At 64.4% G+C, this 15345-nt stretch carries 16 protein-coding genes and 1 tRNA gene; 8 read left to right on the top strand and 9 right to left on the bottom strand.

Translation table 11 applies throughout. From position 1 onward, the window contains the following. Both IVB41_RS08020 and chpT read right to left on the bottom strand, forming a co-directional pair. Positions 1-822: Hpt domain-containing protein (locus IVB41_RS08020; protein WP_247428958.1), on the bottom strand; the 822-nt coding region annotated here is incomplete at its 3' end. A 197-nt stretch (positions 823-1019) separates the two neighbouring features. After that, positions 1020-1673: a histidine phosphotransferase ChpT gene (gene chpT, locus IVB41_RS08015; RefSeq protein WP_027565198.1), complete on the bottom strand. Its 654-nt coding sequence runs from the start codon at positions 1671-1673 to the stop codon at positions 1020-1022. Between the two features lie 171 nt (positions 1674-1844). Here chpT and IVB41_RS08010 point away from each other — a divergent pair, with 171 nt between their 5' ends. Then, positions 1845-2672 (top strand): 3'(2'),5'-bisphosphate nucleotidase CysQ, encoded by an 828-nt coding sequence (locus tag IVB41_RS08010; RefSeq protein WP_247428954.1) that lies wholly within the window; start codon positions 1845-1847, stop codon positions 2670-2672. A 13-nt stretch (positions 2673-2685) separates the two neighbouring features. Here the strand turns inward: IVB41_RS08010 and IVB41_RS08005 are convergent, their stop codons facing one another. Next, positions 2686-3171, bottom strand: a complete 486-nt coding sequence (locus IVB41_RS08005) for a YHS domain-containing (seleno)protein (protein WP_027565200.1) — start codon at positions 3169-3171, stop codon at positions 2686-2688. Positions 3172-3310: 139 nt separating this feature from the next. Between IVB41_RS08005 and IVB41_RS08000 the strand changes: the two genes are divergently transcribed. The 3 genes from IVB41_RS08000 (at position 3311) to IVB41_RS07990 (ending at position 5575) form a co-directional block, all read left to right on the top strand. Then, the gene (locus tag IVB41_RS08000; RefSeq protein ID WP_247428950.1) at positions 3311-3916 is read left to right on the top strand and encodes a DUF1134 domain-containing protein; all 606 of its coding nucleotides are present in this window, start codon (positions 3311-3313) and stop codon (positions 3914-3916) included. Between the two features lie 119 nt (positions 3917-4035). Then, a complete protein-coding gene (locus IVB41_RS07995) occupies positions 4036-5334 on the top strand; it encodes a hypothetical protein (RefSeq protein ID WP_247359232.1) in 1299 nt (432 codons plus the stop codon). 166 nt (positions 5335-5500) lie between these two features. After that, positions 5501-5575 (top strand) — tRNA-Val (locus tag IVB41_RS07990). 399 nt (positions 5576-5974) lie between these two features. Here IVB41_RS07990 and IVB41_RS07985 read toward each other — a convergent pair. The 4 genes from IVB41_RS07985 to IVB41_RS07970 all read right to left on the bottom strand — a co-directional run bounded on the left by IVB41_RS07985 (position 5975) and on the right by IVB41_RS07970 (position 8232). Further along, positions 5975-6652 carry a hypothetical protein gene (locus IVB41_RS07985; RefSeq protein WP_247428930.1) on the bottom strand — a complete coding sequence of 226 codons (678 nt, stop codon included), beginning with the start codon at positions 6650-6652 and terminating at the stop codon, positions 5975-5977. 54 nt (positions 6653-6706) lie between these two features. After that, positions 6707-7189, bottom strand: coding sequence for a transcription elongation factor GreA (gene greA, locus IVB41_RS07980; RefSeq protein ID WP_027565204.1), 483 nt, complete (start codon positions 7187-7189; stop codon positions 6707-6709). 40 nt (positions 7190-7229) lie between these two features. After that, positions 7230-7742 (bottom strand): hypothetical protein, encoded by a 513-nt coding sequence (locus tag IVB41_RS07975; RefSeq protein ID WP_247428927.1) that lies wholly within the window; start codon positions 7740-7742, stop codon positions 7230-7232. Between the two features lie 151 nt (positions 7743-7893). Next, positions 7894-8232 (bottom strand): hypothetical protein, encoded by a 339-nt coding sequence (locus tag IVB41_RS07970; protein ID WP_247282441.1) that lies wholly within the window; start codon positions 8230-8232, stop codon positions 7894-7896. Between the two features lie 254 nt (positions 8233-8486). On the opposite strand from IVB41_RS07970, the gene IVB41_RS07965 reads away from it, so the two are divergent. From IVB41_RS07965 to IVB41_RS07950, 4 genes are all read left to right on the top strand, one after another. Further along, positions 8487-8720, top strand: a complete 234-nt coding sequence (locus IVB41_RS07965; RefSeq protein WP_007596464.1) for a DUF3551 domain-containing protein — start codon at positions 8487-8489, stop codon at positions 8718-8720. 323 nt (positions 8721-9043) lie between these two features. Next, complete coding sequence (locus IVB41_RS07960; RefSeq protein WP_247282442.1) at positions 9044-10579, top strand: heme peroxidase family protein; 1536 nt, start codon at positions 9044-9046, stop codon at positions 10577-10579. A gap of 261 nt (positions 10580-10840) precedes the next feature. Continuing rightward, positions 10841-12442 carry a hypothetical protein gene (locus IVB41_RS07955; RefSeq protein ID WP_247428891.1) on the top strand — a complete coding sequence of 534 codons (1602 nt, stop codon included), beginning with the start codon at positions 10841-10843 and terminating at the stop codon, positions 12440-12442. A gap of 22 nt (positions 12443-12464) precedes the next feature. Then, on the top strand, positions 12465-13031 hold the full coding sequence (locus IVB41_RS07950; RefSeq protein WP_247428888.1) for a hypothetical protein: 567 nt from the start codon (positions 12465-12467) through the stop codon (positions 13029-13031). 45 nt (positions 13032-13076) lie between these two features. On the opposite strand, the gene IVB41_RS07945 is transcribed toward IVB41_RS07950, so the two are convergent. Both IVB41_RS07945 and IVB41_RS07940 read right to left on the bottom strand, forming a co-directional pair. Then, the gene (locus IVB41_RS07945) at positions 13077-13595 is read right to left on the bottom strand and encodes a hypothetical protein (RefSeq protein WP_247428885.1); all 519 of its coding nucleotides are present in this window, start codon (positions 13593-13595) and stop codon (positions 13077-13079) included. 37 nt (positions 13596-13632) lie between these two features. Further along, positions 13633-15180, bottom strand: coding sequence for an acetolactate synthase large subunit (locus IVB41_RS07940; RefSeq protein ID WP_247428881.1), 1548 nt, complete (start codon positions 15178-15180; stop codon positions 13633-13635). Between the last annotated feature and the right edge of the window lie 165 nt (positions 15181-15345).

Raw genomic sequence — 15345 nt, 5'->3', positions numbered from 1 at the left:
GGAGATCTCCAACAGCTGGTTGCGGGTCAGCACCAGCTCGGAGACCATGGTCATCAGATGCTCCAGCGTATCCACGTTGACGCGGATCGACTGGTTGGCGATGCTGGCTCCCTCGCCGGCGCCCTCGTCGGCGATCGACTTCTTCGGCGCGGCCTTGTCCTTGGGCGCCTTTGCCTCTTTGGCGACAGGCACTGGCGCTTCAGCGGCAGGCTGGGGCTCGGCCTTGACTTCAGCCTTGGCAACGGGGGCCGGGACTTCGATCGCGGTCTCGCGGAAGGCGCGCTCAAGCTCGTCGAGCGAGACTTCGCCCGGACGCAGCGGACGCTCCAGGCTCTGGTCGGCCAGCACGCCGGAGGTCGGCGCGGCTTCAACTGCGACAGGTGCTTCCGGCACCAGCGGCGGCGCCTCGGCCACGGGAGCAGCGCTTCCAGTGACCATGGCCGCCATGCCCTGCTCAACCATCGCTTCCAGCTTGTCGATGAGGTCGCGGTCGGTACCCTCGGGCTCGGCTTCGGTCGCCTCCAGCCCGGCCAGAATTTCCTTGATGCGGTCGATCGAGGACAGGATCACCGTCACCGCCTGCCCGGTCACCGGCATGCCGTCACGGAATTTGCCCATCAGCGTCTCGCCGGCATGCGCCAGCGCTTCAAGTCGCGGCAGACCTAGAAAGCCGCACGTGCCCTTGATGGTGTGAACCAGGCGGAAGATGTTATCCAGGATCTTGGCGTTGTTCGGCTCCTGCTCGAACTTCACCAGCTGATTGTCCACGGTGTCCAGGCTCTCGCTGGTTTCCGTCAAAAACTCCCGCAACAGATCATCCATGAAAACAGGCCTTCATACAGGGAGGGCGCGCACACAAGACGTGATGCGCCAATTCGGAATGGGGCCAGCTTCACCGCAAAGCGTTTAATATTGGTTGAGTATGTGGAAAAGAACGGAATCAACAAAGAGATAAGGCGCTCCGGACAAGCCGAAGCGCCTTGTAAAGATTCGATTAACGTTTGAGAGCGGCGACGTGTCTACGACGCGATAATGGTGATGGCTTCGCCTTCATGCGCGAGCCTCACGGTGAGCCCGCAGGCCTCTGCCAACAGCCGCGTATAATAAGGCTGGATCGCGTGCGCATCCGCGGCCGGGCCGCGCTCGCCGCTCAGGAGCTCGGAGATGTTCTGCGGCAGGCGCGCATTATGTCCGGTCGCGGTGATGCGGAAGCTCATCGTCTCGCCCTCGCCGATCGGATCGATCGTCAGCGTGCCGCCGCGCGGGATCGTGTGCTGCGAAACGACAAGCATGTTGAGCAACAGCTTGACGCGATTCTTCGGCAGCAGGATCCGCGGCAGATTCCAGGTGATCGAGCACTTGCCGTCCTCGATGTGGCCGCGCGCCATGGTCTGGGCATCGCCGAGATCGATCTGCGCGCCGGACGAGCCGGCCGCACCAAAGGCAAGACGGCAGAACTGGAGGCGGGCGGAGGCGGTTTTCGCGCTCTTGCGAATCAGGTCGAGTGCGAACTCGCGGTCGTCGGGCTTGGGATCGTCGTCGAGCACTTCGAGCCCATTGACGATGGCGCCGACAGGGCTGATGAGATCGTGGCAGACCCGCGAGCACAGCAGCGCAGCGAGTTCGAGCGCATCTGGAGCGGCAACGGTAGCGGGTGACGAAGCGTCAGACATAAAGGGTTCCTGGAATTGCACGGCGCGGACGCGGCGAATCAAGCATGCTTGACGAATGCCGCAGATTCTAACATTCGCAAGCCCATGGCAGCTAGCTTGCGATCGGTTCGAACCGGCCCTAATGCCGCGGCGAATCACTCGAGCAGGGATGGAATTGCCGATGAATGAGGCATGCAGGTGAAGCGGATCATCGACGGCGCGGCCGCCTCCCACCTGATGGAGCCGCTCACCGCGCTGGTGGTGAAGGCGGGCGAAGCCATCCTCGCGGTCAACCGCGCGGCGATGCGGGTCGACGGCAAGCAGGACGGCTCGCCGGTGACCGAGGCCGACCTTGCCGCCGACCGCATCATCGCGGACGGGCTGGCGCAGCTCGCGGGCGAGATCCCGACGCTCTCGGAAGAGCGGACCCAGCTCGCCTCGCCGCCGTTCCGCGACAGCTTCTTCCTGATCGATCCGCTTGACGGCACCAAGGAGTTCGTCGCCGGGCGCGACGAGTTCACCGTCAACCTTGCCCTGGTGACATCGGGCGTGCCGCTGCTGGGCATCGTCAGCGCGCCCGCACTCGGGCTGCTCTGGCGCGGCATCGTCGGTCGCGGCGCCGAGCGCGTCAGGTTCGACGGCGCGACGATCGGCGCTGCCGAGCCGATCCATACCCGCAAGTTGCCGCCCCTCGGCGAGCCCTGGATCGCCGCGGTGAGCCGCTCGCATGGAGATCCCCGAACCGAGGCCTTCATCGATCACCGCCCCAACGCCGTCAGGAAGACGGTCGGCTCGGCCGTGAAATTCGGCCGGATCGCGGAAGGCAGTGCCGACATCTATCCCCGCTTCGGGCCCACGTGTGAATGGGACGTCGGGGCCGGCTACGCGGTCGTGACCGCAGCCGGCGGCAGCGTAACCGACGGCAAGGGCGGCGCGCTCCGCTTCGGCGAGCGGCACGATGGCGGCTTCATTATCCCGGAGTTCATCGCCTGGGGTGACCTGCAGGCGGCAAGAGTCTGACGTCGTAAGGGCGCTACTGGCTGAGCTTGTCCTGGAGGGCCGGCCAGCGCTTGCCCACCTCATAGAGGAAGCGCTCGGGATTGGCGGCGAAGCCGTCGCGATTGGCTTCCCGGCTGAACAGATAGAGCCGCTGCGCCGCGATCGCGAAGAAACGGGGGTTGCCGGCGATGGTGACGCCGCGCGCAATATCGACCGGATCGTAGCCGCCGAACTGCGGCCCGTAGACCTCTGGATGAGCCAGGAAAGAGGCCCGGTTGCCCTCGTTCCGAAAGCGCCAGACTGCGCCCCACAGGTTCGCCTCGAATTCGGCCGTTCCCTGCACGGCCGTGCCAGCGACGAAATAGGCCACGGGGTCGAAGCCCTCGATCGCCACACCGCTGAAGCGGTTGACGACGATCCGCTCGGTGGTGGCCGCCTGCGCCGGCCCCCCTGCGCAGAGGATCCAAATGCCCGACAGCATGCAGACCAGAAGGCCGATCAAGGCAATTCCGGGGCGCAAAGGGCTGGCTTCCTGCCGTTCTGCCGTCATAGTTGCTGCGGATAACATCCGAGTCGAGGGGACATCCGGCGCAACCTAGAGCCGTGCCTGTTGGCGTCAGGTTAAGGAAGCGACCGGATTCGATACCAGGGGTTCTTTTATGACTTTCGCATCACGCCTTGCCGCAGTCGCGCTTGCCGCGATGGTCGGGTGGATCATTCCGGCTTCCGCCCAGCAGCCGCAGCCGCCCGATTTGCCGCCGCCGCAGCGGACCCAGACGCCCAGCACCTATGGGCCGGACGAACTCGTGAACGCCGGCCACCGCTTCTTCGGCAACGTCTCGCGCGGTCTCGCCTCGATCATCGAGAAGGCGGTCAGCCAATGGGGCCTGCCCAACGGCTATATCCTCGGTGAGGAGGGCTCCGGCGCTTTCGTCGCCGGCCTGCGCTACGGCGAAGGCACGCTTTACACCAAGAACGCCGGCGACCTCAGGGTCTACTGGCAGGGTCCCTCGCTCGGCTTCGACTGGGGTGGCGACGGCGCGCGCACCATGACGCTGGTCTATAATCTGCCTGCCACCAACGCGATCTACCAGCGCTTCGCCGGCCTCGACGGCTCGGCCTACATCATCGGCGGCTTCGGCATGACGGCACTCACTGCCAACAACATCGTGCTGGTGCCGATCCGCTCGGGCCTCGGCCTGCGGCTGGGAGCCAATATCGGCTATTTGAAATTCACCCCGCGCGCGACCTGGAACCCGTTCTAGCGTCCCGCTTTCCCCTGCGGCGACGGATCAAGGTTAACGACATGTCGGGGCTGGCTTTTTGCCGGCCCCGCATGCAATGTCCTTGGTAAATTTTTCCTTAGCTTTGGGAGTTCTGGCCCATGGTCGAACCGATCATGTACCTGGCGATCGGTTTCCTGCTCTCGATGCTGTGCGGGCTCGCGATCGTGCCGCTGGTGCATAACCGCGCCGTGCGCCTGACCACGCGCCGGCTCGAGGCCGCCACGCCGTTGTCGATGGCCGAGATCCAGGCCGACAAGGACCAGCTCCGCGCCGAATTCGCCATGTCGGCGCGACGGCTGGAGATGAGCGTCGACCAGCTCAAGAACAAGACCACGAGCCAGCTCGCCGAGCTCGGTAAGAAGAGCGACGCCATCAACCGCATGAAGATCGAACTCGGCGAGAAGAACGCCACGATCTTCGCGCTCGAAGCGCGCGAGAAGGCGGTGAAGGAGCAGCTCCGCGCCACCGAAGAGGAATTCAACACCAAGACCGCAGCCCTGCGCGCCGCCGAGCTCGCGCTGACGGACAAGCAGGGCGAGCTCGCAAAGATCAATTCCGAACTGTCCGACCGCTCGATGATGGCGGAGAGCCGTCAGGTCGAGCTGGTCGCGGTCCGTGCGCAGATCGAGGAGCTGAAGAACCGCGTCGGCGACGCCGAGAAGGAATTTGCTGCGACGCAGGCGCGGCTGGCGCAGGAGCGCACCGAATCCGAGACCGCCTCGCGCGAGCTCGGCGACGCCCGCGGCCGCGTCGAGAATCTGAGCCAGCGCGTCACGGACCTCGATCGCCAGCTCATCGTGCAGGTGAAAGAGGCCGAGATGCTGTCGGGCCGCGTCGGCGATCTCGAGGGCCGCCTGGCCACGCAGGGCAAGCTGCTCGCCGAGCGCGACTATGAGAACAACCAGCTGCGCCAGGCCAATGAGAGTTCCGAGCGCACCATCAAGGAGCTGCGCGTCGAGATCGCGGCCTTGAGCGGCGGCAAATCGTCGGCGGCAATGGAATCGATCCGCGCGGAAAAGACCGCGCTGGAAGAGCAGCTGCGCACCGCCCGCGACGAGCGCGCCAAGCTCCAGCGCGACATCAACGCGATCCAGCAGCAGGCCGAAAGCTCCTGGGCGACCGAGCGGATGGAGAACGCGCTGCTGCGCGAACGCATCAACGACATCGCCGCCGAAGTGGCCAAGCTCGCGATGCAGCTCGAAGGCCCGAACTCGCCGATCGAGGCCCTGCTCGCGGCCGAGGCCGGCCAGCCGCCGAGGCCGGCGCCGCGCCCGGCCAATGACGCCCCGACCAACGGCACGGCCGCAGGCACCCTGCCCGAAGGCGGCGGAACACTGGCCGAACGCATCCGCGCGCTCCAGGCCCACGCCTCCCGCGCCCGCCAGCAGGGCGCGTAGGCGCTCCAAACGGTCTGACCGCCGAATTGCGCGGTCTGCGGAAGGTTTCCGGGCCGCTTTTAACGTCTTCGGGCGCCTCGAAACTTGACACGTTCGGCCCGCACTTCTAAATCGCGGGCTCCAAAGCGTCGGCGGCCGAAACTCGGGCCGCCTGCATGATGGTTTCGGGTGCATAGCTCAGCGGGAGAGCGTTCCCTTCACACGGGAGAGGTCCAAGGTTCGATCCCTTGTGCGCCCACCATCCACCTTCCTGAACCCTGCTGATTGCGGCCCCATCGTCGACGCCTGCAGGCGTGTCGGGACCGTCTCAATCGAAAATGTCGAAAACAACCCCATGCACAGTAGCCGACCCCAGTCGGATCAATGGGTTACAACCATACTATTTTTCCGAAATCGGATTTGACTTGCCGGGCAAAACACCGGCATGATGGCATCGTCGCGGTGGCCTGAGCGGGAAGTATTGGGTCATCGCCCTTGCGCATCAGCTTTTTGTTTTGCGCATGATCTCCCCTCGTCATTGCGAGCGTAGCGAAGCAATCCAAAGTCTTTCCGCGGAGGAATTCTGGATCGCTTCGCTGCGCTCGTAATGACGGAGCAAGGGGTGAGACCGCGCCGGCTGACGCGCACGCCACCTCGAGCTTCAAGCCGCCCGCGCCGGCCGCCAGGCTGCGTACAGACCGACCAGGGTCCCGATGGCGACCAGTGCTGCGGCCAGCAGCAGCTGCAATTCCCCGTCGTCGGTGGAGCCTACGGACGACACGAGTCTGGTCACGACGACGAACAGAACGCCCACGGAGGCTGCTGCGCCCACGCCGAGATAGGCGAGCTCGCGCGTCAGGTTGCGGCCGAGAAGTCCGAGTGCCGTGAAATACATCGCGCAGGCGTTGGGATGAATGAACAGGGCAATGCGCGCGTAAGGACCGTAGGCGTCGAGGAGGGTCTCACACCGGTTCAGGGCCGCCTTTGAGGCGACCCGCTGCAACAGCGGTCTGAAAAAACGAGCCTGCCCGTAACTCAGGACGGCGCCGACGATGATAGCCAGCCACGCCACGATAAAAACGGAGACGTCCGCAGGCTTCGGATTGAGCGCCACGGACATCAGGATAAGAGCGGTTCCGGGGAAATAGCCAAAATACGGGAAGACCGCCTCCAGCAGCACGCAGACGAATATGAAGACCGGAAACCACGCCGAACCGGTTGCATCCCGGACGATGGCGTTCAGGTCGAAGAGATCAGTCTTGTACAGGACGAGATACATGCACATGGCCAACCCGGCCAGCGCGTAGAACGGCAACGCCCCCGACAGAAACCGCCTCATCCAGCTATCGCGCCTTGTTGCGCGGACACAGCGGAAACCATCGATAAACGTCCCCTACCCAATCGACAGAATCTCGATCTCCTGCGCACCCGTCCCCACGACATCCCCGACCCCCTTCCCCATCAACGACTTTGCCACCGGCGCCACGAACGAGATCGTGCCGGCCTTGGGATCGGCTTCGTCCTCGCCGACGATGCGATAGGTTTGCACGCGGCCATCGGCGCGGCTGAAGGTCACCGTGCTGCCGAAGGCGACGGTGTCGGTCGAGGCTGGGGCGGGAACGACCTGCGCCGTGCGCAGCCGTTCGGTGAGATAGCGGGCGTCACGCAGGGGCACCGCCGATTGCCGGCGCTTTTCGTTGACGTCCTCGATGGCCTGCGCGGCTTCATAGGCCTCGCGCGCGTCCTGAAGCTGTCTTTGCAGCGCCTGCAAGCCCGCTTCCGTCACGAGGTTCGGGTGCGGCGAGATCGGCCGATCCGGCAACAGCGTCTCGGCGGCGGTTTCCGCGCTCTCTTCTTTGGTAAAGGCAACGCTCAAGTCGAAAATCCTGTCGAACTGTTCGGGCTCACGGCCACGATCATATCTCAAGTTCGACGAAACGGCGCAGCTTGAAGACGATGTCCGGCATGGCCTGGCGGAACCGCGTGGCATCCCGGAACGTGGTCGAGAACGGCGCGAAGGTGATCATCGCATTCCAGTGCCTGTAACCATAGACCGTCACGGAGGCGCCGGTCGCCGGAAAATTCTCGAGCTTGCGCAGCTCACCCAGAACGAGATCGGCGATCGATTCAGCAGGCAGCAACTGCTTGCCATCAGGCGTCGTGGCGATCTTCGCCGGCGGCTCGACCGGCTTCGCGGCAGCCGGCGTCACATCGGGCGCGTCCCCGGAATCATTCTCCGAGTTGTTCTCGAGCTTGGCCGGCGGTGTATCGGGGGTGGACTCGACCAGCTCAAACCCGTTCGTCGGTGCTGTCGGCGGCGGAACCTCGATGAGCGGCGGCGGCGCGACACTTTCTGCGGCGCGCTTGTTGCCTCCCAGGATGCTGCTGATCATGGCCACAAGGCCAGCATCCCTCACGTCGTCACTCATAACTCCCCCCAGGCTTCGGCCTACTCTAGCACCGCTCGCGCGGACCGCCACCGGGGATGTATGGCCGGATTTCGCCCCGGCCACGGTCCTATTTTTACGCGATGGCACCGGCGACGCGACGCCCGATCACGCCGCGCCGCCGTGCGATCCGTCACTGCTTATCGAACGGAACGTATTGCTGGTACTGCTTGGGCACCGAGCTGCGATAGCGCGCGGGCACCGTGCCGCTGTCGACCGAGTGGTCGATCTCCTGCTGCCGCGTCATCTTCTTCTTCGCCGGCTTCTTCGACGCACTCTTCTTGGAGTCGGTCGGCTGGCTGGAAGCGTCGTTGGTTGCGCCCGGCGCGGTCGTCGTCGCTGCCGGCGCGGCAGTTGTCGCAGCAGGCGCCGCGGTTCCGGCGGCGGCTGGTGCGCCCTGCGCCAACGCGAGCGGTGTCTGCATGAGAAGCGCCAGCGCTGCTGTCGCAGCCAGCAAGTATGATTTCTGCATTAGAACCTCCAAAAGACCTGATCCGAATAAGGCAAGCGTAGTTCTCCGGGATCGACGCGTGCAAGTCTGCTCACGATAGGCCTGAACCCCGTCGTGAACTGTGGCCGAGATCACATTGCCGGCGGCAAGCTGCGTCATGATGTGCCTTGTCGCGAACGCAAGGCATTCCGGCGACACCAACACAGGCATGACTTTGCAGCAGACGAGCCAGGCTCGCTGACATTCCCACCCACTCGCTCACGAAGGAGACTGACATGCGTCGCACCATCCTCACTCTCGCATCGCTCGCGGCCCTGCTGGCCGTAGCATCCCCGGCAGCCCAGGCACATCCTGCGAACGATCGATATTGCATCCAGGGCCGCTCGTGGGGTTACCCCGGCAATTGCCAGTTCGCCAGCTATCAGCAGTGCCTCGCCACCGCGTCCGGCACGTCGTCCTATTGTGGCATCAACCCGCGCTACGCGTTCTCGCAGCAGCGCGACTACTGACGAATTGGCGGCGTGCGCGCATGACGCGCGCGCCGCCACATTTTTGCGTGAAACCGATCCATTTCGCCGACGCCTCGGCGAATTGAAACTGTGCGAACCCGCCCGCGTCCGTCGATGACGAGAATGTTATCCGTCATCGCCACGAAGAAATTCACGATGCGCAGCCGTGGCTTGCGGGAAAGCCGCACCTACCGAAAATTTCGATCCCGGGCAATTGTGATCCATCTCGCTCGTGGCAGGCGTAATCGCGCCTAGGCTGCAAACCCCAGCGCGAGAAACTTGAGCCCGAACTGTTTCATTCGACTTTTCAGGAAGGTGTTTCAATGAGCAGCCGCCACGCAATTGTTCCGCGCGGTCTGAACGCAACGCGTTCGCCGCTTTCGCAAGGCCGCTTCGGCCGCATGTTCCGCAAGCTCGCACCGGCCAAATTCGGCCCGAACGATTCCGGCACGATCGCAAACCTGTCAGCGCTCGCCGACAAGATGATCGCCGGCTTCGACGGGCCGAAGGACGGGCCGGACGCGGAAGAGAGCGGCATTCCTTCGCTCTACACTTATTTCGGCCAGTTCGTCGACCACGACATCACCTTCGATCCGGTCAGCTCGCTGACCAAGCAGCAGGATCCCGACGGGCTCGTCGACTTCCGCACGCCGTCGCTCGACATGGACAATGTCTACGGCCGCGGTCCGAACGACCAGCCCTACATGTATGACGGCATCAAGTTCCGGCTCGGCGAGAAGGTCACCGGCGCGGGCGTGCCCGATGCCGTCGACCTGCCGCGCTTCAAGGGCCGCGCGCTGATCGGCGATCCCCGCAACGACGAGAACAGCATCGTCTCGCAATTCCAGGCCTTGATGCTGCGCTTTCACAACCGCATGGTCGACGACAATGACAGCCTGTCGTTCGAAGACGTGCAGCAGCGCGTTCGATTCCACTATCAGTACGTGGTCCTGAACGACTTCCTGCCGCGCATCGTCCACGCCAGCGTGCTGGACGAGCTGAAGACCGCAGGTCACTACGACCGCAGCAAGCTCGCTTACTACCATTGGAAGACCTATCCGTTCATGCCGGTCGAGTTCTCGGTCGCGGCCTACCGGCTCGGGCACTCCATGATCCGCCCCGGCTACCGGCTCAACGACGCGGCCAACATGCTGCTGCAGATCTTCCCCGATCCCAACAATCCCGACCACAACGCACTGACCGGCTTCCGTGCGATGGGACCGGGACGTGCCATGGACTGGGGCCGCTTCATCGATCTCGACACGCGCCCCTATGGCGTCGAGGACGACGACACCAATCCCGACAACAAGAGGCGGCTGCAGTTCGCCTATCGCATCGATGCCTCGCTGGTGGACCCGCTGCGCAAGCTGCCGCCGGAAGTTGCCTCCAATCCGGCGTCGCTCGCGCTGCGCAATCTCGAGCGCAGCTGGCGGCTCGGGCTGCCGTCGGGCCAGGCTGTCGCCAGGGCGATGAACCTGACGCCGCTGAGCGACGACGACATCATCATCGGCAAGGCGGTCGACGAGCCCGGGACGGGCGATCCGCAAGTCAAGATCGCGACCATCGCGAACGGCGTGTTTGCCGACAACTGCCCGCTGTGGGCCTACATCCTGGCCGAGGCGCGGCAAAACGCGACGGACATGGCAATCCCCGCCACCGGCGGGCCCGCCACGGTCAGGACACCGCAGCTCGGACCGGTCGGTGGTCGCATCGTCGCCGAGGTCTTCCTCGGCATGATGTTCGGAGATAATTCCTCCGTGCTGTCGCTCGACCCGCAATGGACGCCGGTGACCGGCTCCGGCTTCGCGCTGAAGGACCTCGTCGCCTACGCGCTCGGCCAAGGCGATCCGCTGCATTGAGCGGATGAGGGACGATGATGCAAGGCCGCTCGTCGTGCGAGCGGCCTTGTGGCCCACTCGCCTCGACGCGCGGGCGGATGGATCCTGGCAGGCGTGCTTCCCTAACACAAATCTGTCCGCTTCCTGTTGACTCGCATCTCGAATGGAGAAATCCTTTAGCAACAATTGCCATTGCCAATCTCAGCAGTACGAACTTCGGCGCCCTCGGTTTTATCGGCGCCATCTGACCAGATTTATTCTGAACAGAAAACGGAGGGGCCGATGCGCGCGCTCGCCTTGAGAACCATTTCTCTTCTCGCCCTCGCTACCCTAGGCTCGATTTCCGGCACGCCTGCCGCACGCGCGGAGGACGGGGCCGACGAGCAATTTGGCAAGGTGCACTTCCAGACCTCCTGCAACGAGGTGGCGCAGCGCCGCTTTGATCGCGGGATGCGTTATCAGCACTCGTTCTGGTACCGGCCCGCAAAGGAAATTTTCGAGGAGACGCTGCAGGCCGATCCGGAATGCGCGATCGCCTATTGGGGCATTGCCCTGAGCCTGCTGTACAATCCGCATTTTGCCGCGCCGAAGGAAAACCTCACCGGAGGTCTCGCCGCGCTGCAGAAGGCCAAGGCACTCGGCGCCAAGAGCGAACGCGAACGTGACTATATCGACGCGCTGCTGGCCTTCTATTCGGGCGACGAAAAGACGACGTTTGGCCAGCGCGCGCAGTCCTATCTCAAGGCAACCGAAGCCGTCGCCGCGCGCTATCCCGATGATGACGAGGCGCAGATCGCCTACGCCATCACGCTGAATGTCACGGCGTCACCAAACGACAAGTCCTATGCCAACCAGCTCAAGGGCGCCGTTATCCTGGAGCCGATCTTCAAGCGCCAGCCGCGGCATCCCGGCGTCGCGCATTACCTGATCCATCTCTATGACTATCCGGCGATCGCAGAGCAAGGACTCGACGCTGCCAAGCGCTACTCCGAGATCGCGCCGGCGGCACCGCACGCCTTGCATATGCCGTCGCACATCTTCACGCGCGTCGGCTACTGGAACGAATCCATTGACGCCAATAGCCGTTCCGCCAAGGCTGCCAAGGAGGGCAAGGACCCCAGCGAGCAGCTGCATGCCGACGACTATATGGTCTACGCGCTGCTCCAGCTTGCGCAGGACAGCCGAGCCAGCGACGTCATCGCGGACATGATTGCGACCACCGGCTATGCGCCGGCTGTCCGCGCCGGTCCCTACGCGATCGCGGCCAGCCAAGCGCGCTATATGGTCGAGCGCGGTGATTGGCAGGGTGCTGCCGCGCTGAAGGTCGAGCCGAGCCGGTTTGCCTATGTCGACGCCATCACCTATTTCGCCCGCGCCCTTGGCGCCGCGCGCTCCGGCAATGCAGACGCGGCAACGGCGGACATCGCCAAGCTGGCGGAGTTGCGGGACAAGCTGCAGCAGGACAAGGACGCTTATTGGGCCGAAATCGTGGACATTCAGCGGCAGGTCGCTACAGCCTGGCAGCTCAACGCCTTGGGGAAACAGGCGGATGCGTTGGAAGCGATGCGCCTTGCCGCCGATGCCGAAGACAAGACCGAAAAATCCATCGTGACGCCGGGTCCGCTTGCCCCCGCACGCGAGCTTTACGGGACCATGCTGCTCGAACGCGGCATGGCGACGGAGGCATTGGCTGCGTTCGAAAGCACCATGCGCAAGGAGCCGAACCGCTTTGGCGCGACGATCGGCGCCGCTCACGCGGCCGAGAAAGCGGGGGATACTGTGAAGGCCCGCCAGTATTACGCCAAAGTCGTCGAAACGGCGAAGAATGGCGACTCGTCTCGGGAAGACCTCGCGGCCGCACGAAAGTTGATGGCTCAGAATTAGCAATGGTGCCGCGGCAACTTCCATGCGCCTGACAAACAAATTCGTTGCAATCAGCGCAGCCAGTGCGCTGCTCTGCGCAGCCGCAGCGCTCTGGATATTGCGATCCGGCGAACCGGCACGCGCAACAGCGGCCTCCGGCGAGGTCCGCCCGGTGTGGACGGAAATCGACTGGCCTTTCGGCGCGGATCCCTGGGGGAAAGGAAAGGCGTTTCGCTGCAAGGCCGAAGATTGCGGCGGCGAGGTCCAGCTCTACGTTCGCCCCAAGCTCGGCTTTTGCAATTGCGCCACCGGCGTTGCCGACGACGGCGACCTCGAACAGATGGGCGACCTGGCGCTGATTGGGAAGGCAACGCCGACGGCTGCCGGCCGAGAGATCGTCGTCGGTCCGATGCGCGGCCGCAGCCGGGCATATCGCGTTGAGGGGAACCCGAAGGCCGCGCTCTCACTCGCCTTCAATCAACGCTGCGACATGGTGGCCGCGACGGCTTTGCTCGCACCGGGCGCCACCGCGTCACTGGAGCCGGCGGTGCTGTCATTCCTCAATAGCGACCGCATGCTGAAATGGGCTGAGATCGCGCTTGGGTTATGACTCAAAGCAATAGCTGAATTAAAGGCGACAATCTCGGCACGCGCCTTACCGCGCAGCCCTCAGGCCGATCTCCTCCAGCCGCGTCGCGAACCAGCGCGACAGCGGCTGATCGAGGACGCCGCTGACATAGACTTCCGAGATCGTCACATGGTGCTTGTCCAGCACCAGCAGCACGCCGATCCAATACGCGAACCAGACATGCGCATCGGTCAGCGCCATCAGCTTGTGCTGGTCGTGGTCGAGTGCGGTGTGATTGCTCGCCTTGCGGATCTCCACGGTGAGCAAATTGTTCGGGATCTCGCGCTGATGCACGACGACGTCGGGGTAGATCGACTTGCCCAGATGATCATCGGTCGAGATGATGGTGCCGTGCGGCAGATGCAGCGTACGCTCGCCGAGCCGGTCGTAGTTGCAGTCGACCGACCAGCCGGAGAATTGCTTCTCCAGATACACGGCGTAGCGGTGCGTGATGGCACGCTCGCCGATGTCCTTCTCGAACAGGAATGCTTCCTGGGCGTAGAAGTCCCGGAGCGCCGCGATCACCTTGTTCAGCTCGGTCTGCATCTTGCCTCCGGGCCCTCGGCGCTCCTGATGCGGTGCCCTACATCTGGACTTCGATCAGCCGCGGTCCGGGCTCGGCGACGGCCTCGGCCAGCGCCTTGTTGAACTCGTCCACGTTGGTGACGGCGCGGCCGGGCACGCCCATGCCCTTGGCCAGCGCCACGAAATCCAGCGTCGGCCGGTCGAGCCGAAGCATGTCGTTGGCACGCTGGCCGGGCTCGCCGGCGCCGACATTGTCGAACTCGCCGCGCAGGATCTGGTAGATGCGATTGGCGAACACGATGGTGACGATGTTGAGGTTTTCTCTCGCCTGCGTCCACAGCGACTGGATCGTGTACATCGCACTGCCGTCGCCGACCATGCAGATCACCTTGCGATCCGGGCAGGCGATCGCGGCGCCGATCGAGAGCGGCGTCGAGAAGCCGATCGAGCCGCCCATGTTCTGGAGCCAGTCATGCGGAGCAGCCGCCGCGGTCGGCGGGAAGAAGGCGCGCCCGGTGGTGAGGGATTCGTCGACCAGGATCGCATTCTCGGGAATCGCATAGGCGATCGACTGGGCGATCGAGGCGTGGGTCAATGCGCCGGTCGGCTTGAGCAGCTCGGCCGCGGCCTGCGGCTTGACGTCCTTCGCGCTGGCCTTCACCGCGCCGGCGAGCGCTTCCAGCGCCGCGACCGAATTCTCACCCCAGGAGGTCATGCGATGCACGTCGCAACCCTCGGGCTTGAGGATGCTCGGCTTGTTCGGATAGGCGAAGAACGCCACGGGATCGTCGGACTCGACCAGCACGATATGGCGGAACCTCGCCAGCATCTGCAGCGCGTTGTCGATCACGTAGTGGATGCGATCGATCGAGAAGCGGCCGCGGCCGCGCGCCATCCTGGGACGGAAGGTCGGGCCCATCACGGTGCAGCCGGTCTTGGCGGCGATACGCTCGGCCAGCGCCAGGCCCTGCTCGCTCAGCGCACTGCCGGTCATCAGCAGCAGCGTGCCCTCGCCGTCGCCATGCAGGATCTTGGCGGCCTGCTCGACCGCCTGTGGCGAATAGCTCGCGCGTTGCTGCTCGGCCGGAACCTCGGCGATGCCGTCCGCTTCGTTCCAGGCGGTGTCGGCGGGGAGGATCAGGGTCGCGATCTGCGGCGGCGCGCTCTTGGCGGCGGCGATCGCCGCGGCACCGTCGGCGGCGACCGATTTGGAGTCCGGCGAGGTCCGGACCCAGGACGACATCGGCCGGGCCAGGCCCTCGATGTCGGAGGTCAGCGGCGCGTTGTAGCCGATGTGGTAGACGGCGTGCTGGCCGACGATGTTGACGATGCCGGAATTCGCCTTCTTGGCATTGTGCAGATTGGCAAGGCCGTTGGCGAGGCCGGGACCGAGATGCAGCAGCGTCGAGGCCGGCGTGCCCTTCATGCGGAAATAACCGTCGGCGGCGCCGGTCACCACGCCTTCGAACAGGCCGAGCACGCAACGCATGCCGGGCACGCGGTCGAGCGCTGCGACAAAATGCATCTCGGAGGTGCCGGGGTTGGAGAAGCAGACGTCGACCCCGCCCTTGACCATCGTCCGCACCAGACTTTCCGCACCGTTCATCCGTCAGCTCCCGCAACCGGCAATGTTCCAACAATCCGTCCGATCAATCATTGTTCGCTCGTCTCGTCAAAGCAATAGCCGGCATCGCCGCCCTGCGATGCGCCCGTTTGGCTAATGCTTTCCGGCAAATTGGCATGGTTGCCGATTTGGTAACGCCATTCATTA

The sequence above is a fragment of the Bradyrhizobium sp. 44 genome, from assembly GCF_023073095.1.
GTDB lineage: Bacteria > Pseudomonadota > Alphaproteobacteria > Rhizobiales > Xanthobacteraceae > Bradyrhizobium.
This window is presented reverse-complemented; position numbering and strand designations above follow the sequence as displayed.